This window comes from Burkholderia sp. 10_S31, from assembly GCF_056930375.1.
Window position 1 is genome coordinate 2,758,369 of the sequence record NZ_JBXOWK010000003.1, and the last position, 13,748, is coordinate 2,772,116.

The window sequence follows — 13,748 nt, forward strand, 5'->3', positions numbered from 1 at the left end:
ACATCGCATGCCCGTGCCCTCGTCGCTCGCCCCCTACCTGCCGCAGATCGAAGCGCACCCGTGGTTCGCCGCGCTGCCGCCCGCGTTGCGCGAAGACCTGCTCGCCCGCGCCGCACTGCGGCACCTGCCGGCCGGCCACGCACTGTTCCGCCGTGGCGACCCGCCGTGCGGGCTGTATGCGGTGCTGGCCGGCTCCCTCACCATAGGCGCGGTCGATCCGCAGGGCAAGGAAGCGCTGCTGACGGTTGCCGAACCCGTCACGTGGTTCGGCGAGATTGCGCTGTTCGACGGCCAGCCGCGCACGCACGACGCGATCGCGCTCGACGACACGCTGCTGCTGCACGTCCCGCAGGCCGCGCTGCTCGCGATTCTCGACGCGACGCCGCAATACTGGCGGCAGTTCGCGCTGCTGATGGCGCAAAAGCTCAGGCTGAGCTTCCTGACCGTCGAATCGATGAGCGTGATGCCGGCCGCGCAGCGGCTTGCCGTGCGGCTGCTGATGATCGCCGGCGGCTACGGCGGAATCAGCGCCGGCCGCACGCGCATCCGGTTGTCACAGGAAAAGCTCGCCGCGATGCTGTCGCTGACGCGCCAGACCACCAACCAGCTGCTGAAGGCGCTGCAGGCCGACGGCGTCGTGCGGCTCCATGTCGGCGAGATCGAACTCGTCGACGTCGATGCGTTGCGGCGCGCGAGCGGGCTGCCCGACGGCACGTACTGACACCGCCGCGCCAATCGCCGCAAGCGCCGCAACACCGCATTCCCGCCGTCATGGCATTGCGCTATCGTGGCGGCTCCCTCGCCTTCCCCGCATCCGCACTTGAACACGTCGACCGTCACCACCCCGTCCCGCCCCGCATGGCCCGTGTTCGTCGCGTTCCTGAGGCTCGGCCTCACGTCGTTCGGCGGCCCGGTCGCGCATCTCGGCTACTTCCGCGACGCGTTCGTCACGCGGCGCGGCTGGCTGACCGAGCGCGCCTATGCGGATCTCGTCGGGCTGTGCCAGTTCCTGCCGGGGCCCGCGAGCAGCCAGGTTGGAATGGCGATCGGCCTGTCGCGTGCGGGCTATGCGGGAATGTTCGCCGCATGGCTCGGCTTCACGCTGCCGTCGGCGCTGCTGATGATGCTGTTCGCGCTCGGCGTGCACGCGACGGGCATGCCGGTCGCCGCCGGCGCGCTGCACGGGCTGCGCATCGTGTCGGTCGCGGTGATCGCGCAGGCGGTGTGGGGCATGGCGCGCACGCTGTGCCCGGATGCGCGCCGCGGCACGCTGATGGCGATCGCGGCCTGCATCGCGCTGCTCGTGCCGACCGCGTGGCTGCAGGTGGCCGTGATCGTCGCGGCGGGGGCAGCCGGGCTCGTGCTGTTGCCGCAGCCCGAGCGCGGTGCCCACGATCCGTTGCCGCTGCATGTGTCGCACCGCGCGGGCGTGTTGTGGCTCGCGCTGTTCGCGGCACTCATCGTCGCGCTGCCGGTCGCGGCCCGCGCGGCCCATTCCAATGCGCTCGCCGTCGTCGACGCGTTCTTCCGCACCGGTGCGCTGGTGTTCGGCGGTGGCCACGTGGTGCTGCCGCTGCTGCAGGCCGCCGTGGTCGCGCCCGGCTGGGTCGGCGATTCGGCGTTCCTGGCAGGCTACGGTGTCGCACAGGCCGTGCCGGGGCCGCTCTTCACGTTCTCGGCCTTCCTCGGTGCGTCGTTGCGCGACGCGCCGAACGGCTGGCTCGGCGGGACGATCGCGCTCGTGTCGATCTTCGCGCCGTCGTTCCTGCTCGTCGCCGGCACCGCGCCGTTCTGGGAACGCCTGCGCCGCAGCACGCGCATGCAGGCAGCACTCGCGGGCGTGAACGCGGCCGTCGTCGGGCTGTTGCTCGCCGCGCTCTATCACCCGGTGTGGAGCGACACGATCGTGTCGCCACGCGATTTTGCGGCCGCGCTCGTCGCATTCGTCGCGCTTGCATTCTGGCGCGTGCCGCCATGGGCCGTCGTGATCGCGAGCGCGGCGCTCGGCTGGATGTCGACGATGATCGCGTGATCCGGTGAATCCCGCGCGCCGATTCACGCCCGACAAAAACAAAAAGCCCTCTTGACGAGGGCTTTTTTGAGGTGCCGCGCGCCGCAAGGACGCGCAGGACGCCTGGACTTACGCGAAGTTCTTCGCTGCGAAGTCCCAGTTCACGATGTTCCAGAACGCTTCGACGAACTTCGGACGTGCGTTGCGGTAGTCGATGTAGTACGCGTGTTCCCACACGTCGATCGTCAGCAGCGGCTTGTCGGCGGTCGTCAGCGGCGTTGCTGCGTTGCTCGTCGACACGATGTCGAGCGAACCGTCAGCCTTCTTCACGAGCCATGCCCAGCCCGAACCGAACGTGCCGACCGCGGCCTTCGTGAACGCTTCCTTGAACGCGTCGTACGAACCCCACTTCGCGTTGATCGCGTCGCCCAGCGCGCCCGACGGTGCGCCGCCGCCGTTCGGCGACAGGCTGTTCCAGAAGAACGTGTGGTTCCAGATTTGCGCGGCGTTGTTGAAGATGCCGCCCGACGACTTCTTCACGATCTCTTCCAGCGACAGGTTTTCGAATTCCGTGCCCGGGATCAGATTGTTCAGGTTCGTCACATATGCCTGATGGTGCTTGCCGTAGTGGTACTCGATCGTCTCTTTCGAGATGGTCGGCGCGAGTGCGTCTTCAGCGTACGGGAGCGGCGGGAGCGTATGAGCCATGGCGATTCCTTCGTTGAGTATGTAGGGAGGCTGTGTTGAATGCTGCCGAGCGTCCGATTGTAGGCGAGTCCGAATATCCCCGCAAACTCACGGGCATTTATCCGCGGTATGCAGAAAATCGGCGTTGGCGCTTCATCCGGCAGGACGAGACGACGAGGCGCAGCATCCGTTCCCGGCCGCGGCCCGGCGCACCCGGCACGCCGGACGCGCGACCTGCGTTTCGCTTACGCCGCGCGCGTCAGAACGTGTCGGTCAGCCGCGGCTGCACGTCGGCGAGCGACACGTCGGCCGAGCCTTCGGCGAGATGCACGGTCAGGCGCCGCTGCGGCTTCAGCGCATTGGGCGCGCGCACCGCGCGGCCGGTCTGCGCATCGATCAGCGCCGCGTAGCCGCGCTCGAGCGTGCGCTGCGGGCTCAGCACCTCGAGCCGCGCCGCACAGGCCGAGACCCGCGCGGTGTCGCGCTCGTGACGGCGCTGCAGCGCCACCGCAAGACGCTGCGACAGTCCCACGAGCGCATGGCGCGCCTGCGCCGGGTCGGGCCGCGCGCGCTGCCAGCGCAGTTGCGCGAGCGCGAAACGCGCACGCGCGTCGCGCACCGGCCGTGACGCCGCCGACGCAAGCCGCACGGCCAGTTGCTCGACGTGGATGCGCTGCCGCTGCAGCCGTTCGGCCGGACTGACGAGCCGGCGCGCGAGCCAGTCGAGCTGCTGCGCACGCTGCTCGAGCCCGCGTTCCAGGCTGCGCGCCAGCGCGCGCTGCCGGTCGGCGACCTCGCGCAGCAGCAACGCGCGCTGCGGACTCGCGAGCTCGGCCGCGCCGGTCGGCGTCGGCGCGCGCAGGTCGGCCGCGAAGTCCGCGATCGTGAAATCGGTTTCGTGGCCGACGCCACTCACGACCGGCAGTTCGCTCGCCGCGATCGCACGCGCAAGCGCTTCATCGTTGAACGACCACAGATCCTCGATCGAGCCGCCGCCGCGACAGACGAGCAGCACGTCGACCTCGCGCCGCGCGTTTGCGGCCTGCACGGCCGCGACGAGCTTCTCGGCCGATCCAGCCCCCTGCACGGGTGCCGGATAGACGATCACCGGGATGTGCGGCGCGCGGCGCGCGAGCGTGGTCAGCACGTCGCGCAGCGCGGCGGCCTGCAGCGACGTGACGATGCCGATCGCGCGCGGGTGTGCCGGCAGCGCGCGCTTGCGCTCCGGCGCGAACAGGCCTTCGGCCTCGAGCTGCGCCTTCAGCCGCAGGAACGCCTCGTACAGGCGGCCTTGCCCGGTGCGCCGCACGGCCTCGACATTGAGCTGCACTTCGCCGCGCGGCTCGTACATCGTGACGACCGCGCGCACCTCGATCCGGTCGCCTTCGCGCGGCGTGAATTCCGCATACTGCGCGCGACCGCGAAACATCACGCAGCGCATCTGCGCCTGTTGATCCTTGATCGAGAAATACCAGTGGCCGCTCGCGGCGCGCGTGAAATTCGACACTTCGCCCGAGATCCACAGCAGCGGAAACGAGCGCTCGAGCATCGTCGAAATCGCGCGATTGAGCGCCGAAACGGGAATCACTTCGTCGCCGCCGCGGGTGGCGCCGGGAGCGGAAAAAGAGGAGTCGGAAAGCATGGGCGATCGGATGAATGCTGGCGGCGACACGATAGTCCGACATGCGCGCGACGTCCAGCGCCGAGCGTCCGCGCCGCGACGCGCGAAAGGTGTCCACACTGTGGCAATCGTCCGCCCAAAACGCTTGAAAACCGCGGGAAAATCCAGACAATTTCAAGCAATGCATTGATTTTTATAGATTTTTCAACCTTGCGATTTTATTCGCCATCGATTCGATGTCCACCCGGCAGGCGATCGACGCAAACGGGCCGGGAGTTCTTCACAGAGTTATCCACAACCCGCCCCGATCCGGCCCCGTCGCGTGCGCCGCCCGGCCGCGCTTGCCGCGCCCACGTGCCGCGCGCTAGAGTGCCGCCTTCCGAAGACCTTGCGGCATACGCCGCCCAACGGAGAATCCGTCTTGACGAATCCGTCCCACGCCGCGGCGCACGACGCGCCGCGCCCGGCCCGATGAGCGCCCCTGGCGGCCCGCTCGCGCGGCTCGAAGCGCGCCTCACGCGCGAATGGCAACGCCGCGGCGTACTCGCCTGGGCGCTCACGCCGTTCGCGTGCGTGTTCGGCCTGTGCGCGGCTCTGCGTCGCACCGCCTACGCGCAGGGCTGGAAGCAACCGGTCGACGTCGGCGTGCCCGTCGTCGTGGTCGGCAACGTGACCGTCGGCGGCACCGGCAAGACGCCGACCGTGATCGCGCTCGTCGATGCGCTGCGCGCGGCCGGTTTCACGCCGGGCGTCGTGTCGCGCGGCTACGGCGCGAACGTGAAGGCGCCGACCGCGGTCACGCCCACGTCGCGCGCGAGCGCGGCCGGCGACGAACCGCTGCTGATCGCGCGCCGCACCGCCGCGCCCGTATGGGTATGCCCCGACCGCGTCGCGGCCGCGCAGGCGCTGCGCGCCGCGCATCCGGATGTCGACGTGATCGTCAGTGACGACGGTCTCCAGCACTACCGGCTCGCGCGCACGGTCGAGCTCGTCGTGTTCGACCACCGGCTCGGCGGCAACGGCTTCCTGCTGCCGGCCGGCCCGTTGCGCGAGCCGCTGTCGCGCCACCGCGACGCGACGCTCGTCAACGATCCATACAGCGGCGCGCTGCCGCCGTGGCCCGACACCTACGCGCTCGCGCTGACGCCGGGCGCCGCGTGGCACCTCGACCGGCCGGCGCTGCGCCGCCCGCTGTCGCAGTTCGCGAACGAGCGCGTGCTCGCCGCGGCCGGCATCGGCGCGCCGGAACGCTTCTTCGCGACGCTTCGCGCGGCCGGCCTCGCGCCGGCAACGCGTGCGCTGCCCGACCATTACGCGTTCGCCGACAATCCGTTCGTCGACGATGCGGTCGACGCGATCCTGATCACCGAGAAGGATGCAGTAAAATTGGGCGCTTCCTGGCGCGACGCTCGGCTGTGGGTCGTCCCCGTCGAAGCCGCGCTCGATCCTCGCCTCATTGCCCTCGTTGTGGAGAAACTCCGTGGACGCTCGCCTGCTTGAAATCCTTGTGTGCCCTATCTGCAAAGGCCCGCTCCACTATGACCGCGCCGCGCAGGAACTGATCTGCAACGCGGACAAGCTCGCCTACCCGATTCGCGACGGCATCCCCGTGATGCTCGTCGACGAAGCACGCCAGACCGTCGAAGGCACGCCAGTCGACCCCGCCGGCCGGGCCGGCAGCTGAACGCCACACCGCTGCACCGGCGCCCGGCCGCGATTCACCGCGGCCGCGTGCCGGACCCTGCCGGGCGGCCTGCTTTCGATGCGCCGCCCGCCCCAGCCCTTCTCACCGCCCAGCCCCGATGACTCATCCGCAGCCCTTCATCGCCGTCATTCCTGCCCGGCTCGCGTCGACGCGCCTGCCGAACAAGCCGCTCGCCGATCTCGGTGGCAAGCCGATGGTCGTGCGCGTCGCCGAGCGCGCGCGCGAAGCGGGCGCGCAGCAGGTGCTCGTCGCATCCGACGCGCAGAGCGTGCTCGACGCGGCACGCGATCACGGTTTCGAAGCGGTGCTGACGCGCGCCGACCATCCGTCCGGCACCGACCGGCTCGCGGAAGTCGCCGCGACGTTCGGGTGGAGCGACGACACCGTCGTCGTCAACGTGCAGGGCGACGAGCCGCTGATCGACCCGGTGCTCGTGCGCGACGTAGCGTCGCACCTCGCCGCGCATCCGGACTGCGCGATCGCGACCGCCGCGCACCCGATTCACGAAGCGGCCGACGTGTTCAACCCGAACATCGTGAAGGTCGCGCTCGACGCGCGCAACGTCGCGATGTACTTCTCGCGCGCGCCGATTCCGTGGAGCCGTGACGCGTATCTGATGCACTGGCCCGACGTCGCGGCCATGCCAGCGCCGGCGTTTCCGGTCTATCGGCATATCGGCCTCTACGCGTATCGCGCGCGCTTCCTGCGCACTTATCCGTCGCTCGCGCAGGCGCCGATCGAGCAGGCGGAACAGCTCGAACAGCTGCGCGCGATGTGGCACGGCGAGCGTATCGCGGTGCTGATGACGGAGCACGCGCCCGAAGCCGGAATCGACACGCCGGCCGATCTTGCACGCGTGCAGGCCCTTTTTCGGCCGAGTTCAAAATAACCCGTGGCATAATCAAGCGATTGTGCGAGCCGTCCGCGACCCGCGCGTTCTCGCTTGACCCCGCCACGGCCCGTCCCGGCAGCCGCGCGTCGCTTTTCGTCGACGCGCCGCGTCAGACCGGTCCGCCGCGCGCCAGGCAAGCACCGCGCACGCAGTCGTCGACACTTTTACGTCTCGCCATACGAATCTACATACTGGAGATATCACCATGCGTTTGATCCTGTTGGGCGCGCCCGGCGCGGGAAAGGGCACCCAGGCAAACTTCATCAAGGAAAAGTTCGGCATCCCGCAAATCTCGACGGGCGACATGCTGCGCGCGGCCGTCAAGGCCGGCTCGCCGCTCGGCGTCGAGGCGAAGGGCTACATGGACGCCGGCAAGCTCGTGCCGGACGCGCTGATCATCGGCCTCGTGAAGGAGCGCCTGAAGGAATCCGACTGCGCGAACGGCTACCTGTTCGACGGCTTCCCGCGCACGATCGCGCAGGCTGACGCGATGAAGGAAGCCGGCGTCGCGATCGACTACGTGCTCGAAATCGACGTCCCATTCTCGGAAATCGTCGAGCGCATGAGCGGCCGCCGCACGCACCCGGCGTCGGGCCGCACGTACCACGTGAAGTTCAACCCGCCGAAGGTCGAAGGCCATGACGACGTGACGGGCGAACCGCTGATCCAGCGCGACGACGACAAGGAAGAAACCGTCAAGAAGCGTCTCGAAGTGTACGAAGCGCAGACCAAGCCGCTGATCACGTACTACGGCGACTGGGCGCAGCGCGGCGAGGAAAACGGCCTGAAGGCCCCGCAGTATCGCAAGATCTCGGGCCTCGGCAGCGTGGACGAAATCCGCGAGCGTGCATTCGACGCACTGAAGTAAGCACCGCGTCGTGCACCTGCGAGCCGCCCTCCCCGGGCGGCTTTTTTTCGTCTGTTTCCTCCGTTTCGTCTGACCAGGATTCGCACGAGCGTGCCGGTCTCGCCGGCGCCCGGCAGCGCCCCGTACAATCGTTCAAGCACGTGCGCCGCGCGAACCGGCGCGCCGGTCCTTCCTCCGATCGAGCGGCATCGGACCCAACCAAGGAGACAATGATGGAGATTCGCGGCAACGTCTTTCTGATCACGGGTGGCGCATCGGGCCTCGGCGCCGGAACGGCCCGCATGCTCGCGCAAGCCGGCGGCAAAGTCGTGCTCGCCGACCTGAACGAGGCGGCCGGCACGGCGCTCGAGAACGAACTGGGCGGCGTATTCGTGCGCTGCGACGTGTCGAGCGAGGCCGATGCGCAGGCGGCCGTCGATGCCGCGACGCGCGCGGGCACGCTGCGCGGGCTCGTGAACTGCGCGGGCATCGCGCCCGCCGCGAAGACCGTCGGCAAGGACGGCGCGCACCCGCTCGACGTGTTCGCGAAGACGATCAACGTGAACCTGGTCGGCACCTTCAACATGATCCGGCTCGCGGCCGCCGCGATGGCCGCGACCGCGCCGAACGACGGCGGCGAGCGCGGCGTGATCGTCGGCACCGCATCGGTCGCCGCCTACGACGGGCAGATCGGCCAGGCCGCGTATGCAGCGTCGAAGGCCGGCGTCGCGGGCATGACGCTGCCGATCGCGCGCGACCTGTCGCGCCACGGCATCCGCGTGATGACGATCGCGCCCGGACTGTTCGAGACGCCGATGCTGCTCGGTATGCCGAAGGACGTGCAGGACGCGCTCGGCGCGATGGTGCCGTTCCCGCCGCGGCTCGGCAAACCGGACGAATACGCGATGCTGGTGCGCCAGATCGTCGAGAACCCGATGCTCAACGGCGAAGTGATCCGCCTCGACGGCGCGATCCGGATGCAGCCGAAGTAAGTGCCAGGCAACGGCAAACGTAAAACGCCCGCGATGCGGGCGTTTTTATGTTTCGGGTTCCGGCGATACCGCGACGGTTCAGTCGTCGCCGTCGCGCTGCATCCGCTGCCGCAACTCGGTCACCTGCGATTCGACGACGGTCGCGTCGTCCGCATCGGGCCGCTCGCCCAGATACTGCTCGAGATCCTCGAGCGCGGGACGCAGGTAATCGAGCCGCGCATACGCGAAGCCGCGGTCGCGCACCTCGTCGAGATGTTCGGGCAACAGGATCACGAGCCGCTGCTGCACCGCGAGCAGCCGCTGCCAGCGCTCCGTCTGCAGATAGATCGTCTTCAGGTTGCGCAGCATCCGCGCGATGATCTCGCGGCTCGTGGCCGGCTGCAGCAGCGCGCGCAACGCGCTGTCGACCGCACCCGCCGCTCGCGCGACGTACGGCTCGAGCATCTCGACCATCTCGGCTTCGGACAGCGAATGGCCGTTGGTCGGATCGATGATCAGGTCGCCGTCCGGCAGCGTCACGCGCAGCAGGAAGTGGCCGGGGAACGACACGCCGCGCGCCGGCACGCCGATCTGCTCGGCGAGCTCGAGGTACAGCACCGACAGCGAAATCGGAATCCCGCGCCGCCGCTTCAGCACCGCGTTCAGATGGCTGTTATCGGGGTCGTAGTAATCGTTGTGATTGCACGCGAAGCCGAGTTCGCGGAAGAAGAACTCGTTGAGCGCGGCAACGCGGTCCTTCAGGTCCGCATCGTCGGCGAGCCGGCGGCGCAGCCGCGCGGCCAGCATGTCGAGTTCGGCCAGCGTGCCCTGCAGGTCGAGGTCGGGATACGCGTCCTGCGCGAGCGACAGCGCGGTCTCCGTGACGGGCAGACTGTCGTCGTCCGCCACGAGCGTGCTGAAGTAGTCGAGGACGCGAGTCATTGCGGTCGTCACTTGGCGCGCCTTCTGAAGTAAGCGTATTTGAAGCCCATCACCCACAACATACCGAAATATAGTGCAGCGAACAGCACGAGGCACGCGGCCATCAGCGCAATCCGATCGAGCGGCTGCGCACGCATGCCGGTCCAGTCGAAGCTGATCGCGCACCAGTGCATCAGGCCTGCGAGCACGAGCGCCGCGCCGATCAGCTGCACGAAGAAGCGCATCCAGCCCGGCGACGGCTGGTAGATGCCGCGCTTGCGCAGCCCGAGGAACAGCAGCAGCGAGTTCAGGCACGCGCCGACGCCGATGCTCAGCGTGAGGCCCGCATGACCGATCAGCGGCACGAACACATAGTTCGAAATCTGCGTGACGACGAGCACGCCGATCGCGATCTTCACCGGCGTCTTGATGTCCTGCTTCGCATAGAAGCCCGGCGCGAGGATCTTGATCAGGATGATGCCGACGAGGCCGATCCCGTAGGTCGCGAGCGCGCGGGCGACCATCGTGACGGTATGCGCGTCGAACTTGCCGTAGTTGAACAGCGTCGCGGTAAGCGGCGTCGCGAAGAAGAACAGCGCGAGCGCGCTCGGCGCCGCGAGCAGGAACGTGACGCGCAGCCCCCAGTCGAGCAGCGCCGAATATTCATGCGAATCGGCGTCGACGTGCGCCTTCGACAGGCTCGGCAGCAGGATCGTGCCAAGCGCGACGCCGAGCAACGCGGTCGGGAATTCCATCAGCCGGTCGGCGTAGTTGATCCATGACACCGCGCCCTGCCCGAGCCGCGACGCGATGTTGGTGTTGATGATCAGCGACAGCTGCGCGACCGACACCGCGAACGTCGCGGGCACCATCTTCGCGAGCACGCGCTTCACGCCGCGGTGATGCAGCGCGCGCACCGGGTTGAGGCCGATCAGCGGCACCATGTCGATCTTCTTCAGGCCGGGCAGTTGCACGAGGAACTGCAGCACGCCGCCCGCGATCACGGCCCACGCGAGCGCGAACACCGGCACCTTCAGGTGCGGCGCGACGAATACGGCCGCGGCGATGAACGCGACGTTGAGCAGCACGGGCGCGAACGCCGGCAGCGAGAAGCTCTTGTAGGTGTTGAGCACGCCGGACGCGAGCGTCGTCAGCGAGATGAACACGATGTACGGAAACATGATCCGCGTCATCGTGACCGCGAGCGGGAATGCCTGCCCGTCGGTATGCAGGCCGGACGCGACCGCGAACACGACCCACGACGCGCCGGCGATCCCGAGGACCGACAGCACGGCGAGCGCCCACGCGAGCACGGTCGACATCGCGTCGACGAGCGCCTTGGTCGCATCGTGCCCCTGCTGGTTCTTGAACTCGGCCAGGATCGGCACGAACGCCTGCGAGAACGCGCCTTCGGCAGACAGGCGGCGCAGCAGGTTCGGAATGCGGAAAGCGACGTAGAACGCGTCGGTGTATTGACTGGCGCCGAACGCACGGGCGATCAGCGTCTCGCGGGCCAGTCCGGTCACGCGCGACAGCAGCGTGAAGCCGCTGACCGTCAGCAGGGCTCGGAATAGATTCATGGGGCGCTTATTATACGGACGTTGCGTGTCCCGGCACGGACGGATGCGGAAAAGCGCGCGCGTCGCCGGTGCCCCGCCCGGCCGATGTCACGTCGAACTTGCCACGCGCTTGATTTTGTTGCTATAATCGCCGGTTTCTGAGCCTGTTACATGCACGGCGCCTGTCGTTTTCATGTCTCGGCCTCGGTTAAAATCACCGTTTTTTTATGCGCCCCTGGGCAATCGTTCTCAGGGGACGGATCGAAAAGCAGCGCTTGGCCGTCAGGCTCCAAGCTCTGGAAACAGGACAGGATAAGGAACCGTCATGGCTAACTCCGCACAAGCACGCAAGCGCGCCCGCCAGGCCGCGAAGGCAAATTCGCACAACTCGGCGCTGCGCTCGAAATTCCGTACCGCGATCAAGTCGGTTCGCAAGGCTGTTGAAGCCGGCGATCAGGCTAAGGCTGCCGAGCTGTTCAAGGCTGCCGTGAAGACGATCGACACGATCGCCGACAAGAAGATCGTTCACAAAAACAAGGCCGCTCGCAGCAAGAGCCGCCTCGCCGCAGCCGTCAAGGGTCTGCAGGCAGCAGCGTAAATCCGGTGCGACCGGCGAGGGTGCCCGCTTCGGCGGGTGCTCCTGTTTCCTGCGATCGCAAAAAAGCCCGCCTAGGCGGGCTTTTTTGCTGTGCGTCGCCTGCGCATCGCGCCGGGCGACTGCCAGGCAGGGGCGCGGCATGCGCCCTCGCCCGCCGAACTCACTTCTTCTCGTTGTAGTCCGGCAGTTCGCACGCTTCGGTGACGACGAGGTTGTTGTCCTTCGCGAAATTCAGTACGAAATCGAACGCCATCGGCTCGATGTCGCGCAGCCGGGAATCGAGGATCACGCATTTCAGGTCGCCCAGCATCGTCGGGCGCACGTACAGCGAATATTTCAGGCGCGCGTTCGGCCCGCTTGCACCCGGCCCGAAGCAGGCCATCACGCCGGCCAGACGCTCCGACCAGTCGCTCGGGCGAAACTTTTTCCCGTCTTTCGTGATGCCCTGGATGAAGAATTCGGTCGGAGGGGTTTCAGCCATGTGGTTACCCAAGTGACGGCCCGGCGATGTCCAGGCGACGGCGCCTGGATACGCGAACACAAAGCTGGAGTGGACCGCGGCACACGCGCTCCGAATCCCGAAAACAGGCCGTCGATGCGTGCCGCCGGCGCGCCGCACCGGATTTGTGCAGCGCACGGCTTGTGTCCGGCAGAGCGCGAAAAGCCTTGCCTGCCGGGCTGGAGAAAACTTTTGAATTATACCGCAGCGCGCCATCGCGCGTCGTCCCGCCACCCCTCTTCCGACACGCTCCGTCGCCGGCCCGGATCGCTCCCCGCTTTTCTTCGCGGCTCGTCAAAGCACAGAAAATCCTTTATGCTGCTTTGAGTTATCCACACCCGACGGCGGCGCCGTCCGGCCCCGCTGCCGGTTCCAATCCGCCGTATTTCGTTTCATGACCGCCAAAACCATTCGTCACTACCTGCAGTTCAAGGATTTCTCGCTGGAAGACTACGAGTACGTGCTCGAACGCACGGGTATCCTGAAGCGCAAGTTCAAGAACTACGAGACCTATCACCCGCTGCACGACCGCACGCTCGCGATGATCTTCGAGAAGAGTTCGACGCGCACGCGCCTGTCGTTCGAGGCCGGCATCTTCCAGCTCGGCGGCCACGCGGTGTTCATGAGCACGCGCGACACGCAGCTCGGCCGCGGCGAGCCGGTCGAGGATTCCGCGCAAGTGATCTCGCGGATGGTCGACATCATCATGATCCGCACGTTCGAGCAGGACGTGATCACGCGCTTCGCGCAGAACTCCCGCGTGCCGGTGATCAACGGGCTGACCAACGAATACCACCCGTGCCAGGTGCTCGCCGACATCTTCACGTACTACGAGCACCGCGGCCCGATCGCCGGCAAGACGGTCGCGTGGGTCGGCGATGCGAACAACATGCTGTATACGTGGATCGAAGCCGCGCAGATCCTGGGCTTCAAGCTGCGCCTGTCGACGCCGCCGGGCTATGCGCTCGACATGAAGCTCGTGTCGCCGGACAGCGCGCCGTTCTACGAAGTGTTCGACGATCCGAACGAAGCGTGCAAGGGCGCCGATCTCGTGACGACCGACGTGTGGACGAGCATGGGCTTCGAAGCCGAAAACGAAGCGCGCATGCAGGCGTTTGCCGACTGGTGCGTCGACGAGGAAATGATGGGCCACGCGAACCCGGACGCGCTCTTCATGCACTGCCTGCCCGCACACCGCGGCGAGGAAGTGACGGCCGGCGTGATCGACGGCCCGCAGAGCGTCGTGTGGGACGAAGCGGAAAACCGCCTGCACGTGCAGAAGGCGCTGATGGAATTCCTGCTGCTCGGCCGCCTCAAGCACTGACCGCCGCACTCGCGCGCGGCCGGATTCCGGCCGCATGCAAAAAAGCGCCGATCGTCGATCGGCGCTTTTTGTTGGTACGGACGAAAGAGAACGAAACGCGCGGGTCGAACAAC

At 67.5% G+C, this 13,748-nt stretch carries 14 protein-coding genes; 9 read left to right on the forward strand and 5 right to left on the reverse strand.

The window, feature by feature from the left end; genetic code table 11:
• Positions 1-13: 13 nt before the first annotated feature.
• Both AC1Z3W_RS32985 and chrA read left to right on the forward strand, forming a co-directional pair.
• Positions 14-721, forward strand: coding sequence for a Crp/Fnr family transcriptional regulator (locus AC1Z3W_RS32985; RefSeq protein ID WP_057926216.1), 708 nt, complete (start codon positions 14-16; stop codon positions 719-721).
• Positions 722-820: 99 nt separating this feature from the next.
• A complete protein-coding gene (gene chrA / locus AC1Z3W_RS32990) occupies positions 821-2,032 on the forward strand; it encodes a chromate efflux transporter (protein ID WP_483509320.1) in 1,212 nt (403 codons plus the stop codon).
• Positions 2,033-2,140: 108 nt separating this feature from the next.
• On the opposite strand, the gene sodB is transcribed toward chrA, so the two are convergent.
• A complete protein-coding gene (gene sodB / locus AC1Z3W_RS32995; protein WP_044848579.1) occupies positions 2,141-2,719 on the reverse strand; it encodes a superoxide dismutase [Fe] in 579 nt (192 codons plus the stop codon).
• A gap of 238 nt (positions 2,720-2,957) precedes the next feature.
• Positions 2,958-4,340: an exodeoxyribonuclease VII large subunit gene (gene xseA / locus AC1Z3W_RS33000; protein WP_057926102.1), complete on the reverse strand. Its 1,383-nt coding sequence runs from the start codon at positions 4,338-4,340 to the stop codon at positions 2,958-2,960.
• A 450-nt stretch (positions 4,341-4,790) separates the two neighbouring features.
• On the opposite strand from xseA, the gene lpxK reads away from it, so the two are divergent.
• The 5 genes from lpxK (at position 4,791) to AC1Z3W_RS33025 (ending at position 8,755) form a co-directional block, all read left to right on the forward strand.
• Positions 4,791-5,819 (forward strand): tetraacyldisaccharide 4'-kinase, encoded by a 1,029-nt coding sequence (gene lpxK / locus AC1Z3W_RS33005; protein ID WP_175825060.1) that lies wholly within the window; start codon positions 4,791-4,793, stop codon positions 5,817-5,819.
• Entirely contained in the window at positions 5,800-6,003 is a 204-nt protein-coding gene (locus AC1Z3W_RS33010; protein ID WP_483509321.1) for a Trm112 family protein, read from the forward strand. The genes lpxK and AC1Z3W_RS33010 overlap by 20 nt, the downstream gene beginning before the upstream one ends.
• Positions 6,004-6,121: 118 nt before the next feature.
• On the forward strand, positions 6,122-6,913 hold the full coding sequence (kdsB, locus tag AC1Z3W_RS33015; protein ID WP_057926104.1) for a 3-deoxy-manno-octulosonate cytidylyltransferase: 792 nt from the start codon (positions 6,122-6,124) through the stop codon (positions 6,911-6,913).
• Positions 6,914-7,121: 208 nt separating this feature from the next.
• Positions 7,122-7,784, forward strand: coding sequence for an adenylate kinase (gene adk / locus AC1Z3W_RS33020; RefSeq protein WP_057926105.1), 663 nt, complete (start codon positions 7,122-7,124; stop codon positions 7,782-7,784).
• 212 nt (positions 7,785-7,996) lie between these two features.
• Complete coding sequence (locus tag AC1Z3W_RS33025) at positions 7,997-8,755, forward strand: SDR family NAD(P)-dependent oxidoreductase (protein ID WP_483509635.1); 759 nt, start codon at positions 7,997-7,999, stop codon at positions 8,753-8,755.
• A 78-nt stretch (positions 8,756-8,833) separates the two neighbouring features.
• Here AC1Z3W_RS33025 and AC1Z3W_RS33030 read toward each other — a convergent pair whose 3' ends face one another.
• On the reverse strand, positions 8,834-9,676 hold the full coding sequence (locus tag AC1Z3W_RS33030; RefSeq protein WP_057926217.1) for a SirB1 family protein: 843 nt from the start codon (positions 9,674-9,676) through the stop codon (positions 8,834-8,836).
• Positions 9,677-9,684: 8 nt separating this feature from the next.
• Entirely contained in the window at positions 9,685-11,235 is a 1,551-nt protein-coding gene (gene murJ / locus AC1Z3W_RS33035) for a murein biosynthesis integral membrane protein MurJ (RefSeq protein ID WP_057926107.1), read from the reverse strand.
• 304 nt (positions 11,236-11,539) lie between these two features.
• On the opposite strand from murJ, the gene rpsT reads away from it, so the two are divergent.
• Positions 11,540-11,812 carry a 30S ribosomal protein S20 gene (gene rpsT / locus AC1Z3W_RS33040; protein WP_006482211.1) on the forward strand — a complete coding sequence of 91 codons (273 nt, stop codon included), beginning with the start codon at positions 11,540-11,542 and terminating at the stop codon, positions 11,810-11,812.
• Between the two features lie 160 nt (positions 11,813-11,972).
• Here the strand turns inward: rpsT and AC1Z3W_RS33045 are convergent, their stop codons facing one another.
• The gene (locus tag AC1Z3W_RS33045) at positions 11,973-12,293 is read right to left on the reverse strand and encodes a DUF3579 domain-containing protein (RefSeq protein ID WP_006762342.1); all 321 of its coding nucleotides are present in this window, start codon (positions 12,291-12,293) and stop codon (positions 11,973-11,975) included.
• A 412-nt stretch (positions 12,294-12,705) separates the two neighbouring features.
• Between AC1Z3W_RS33045 and argF the strand changes: the two genes are divergently transcribed.
• On the forward strand, positions 12,706-13,635 hold the full coding sequence (argF, locus tag AC1Z3W_RS33050; protein ID WP_057926108.1) for an ornithine carbamoyltransferase: 930 nt from the start codon (positions 12,706-12,708) through the stop codon (positions 13,633-13,635).
• The last annotated feature ends 113 nt before the right edge of the window (positions 13,636-13,748 follow it).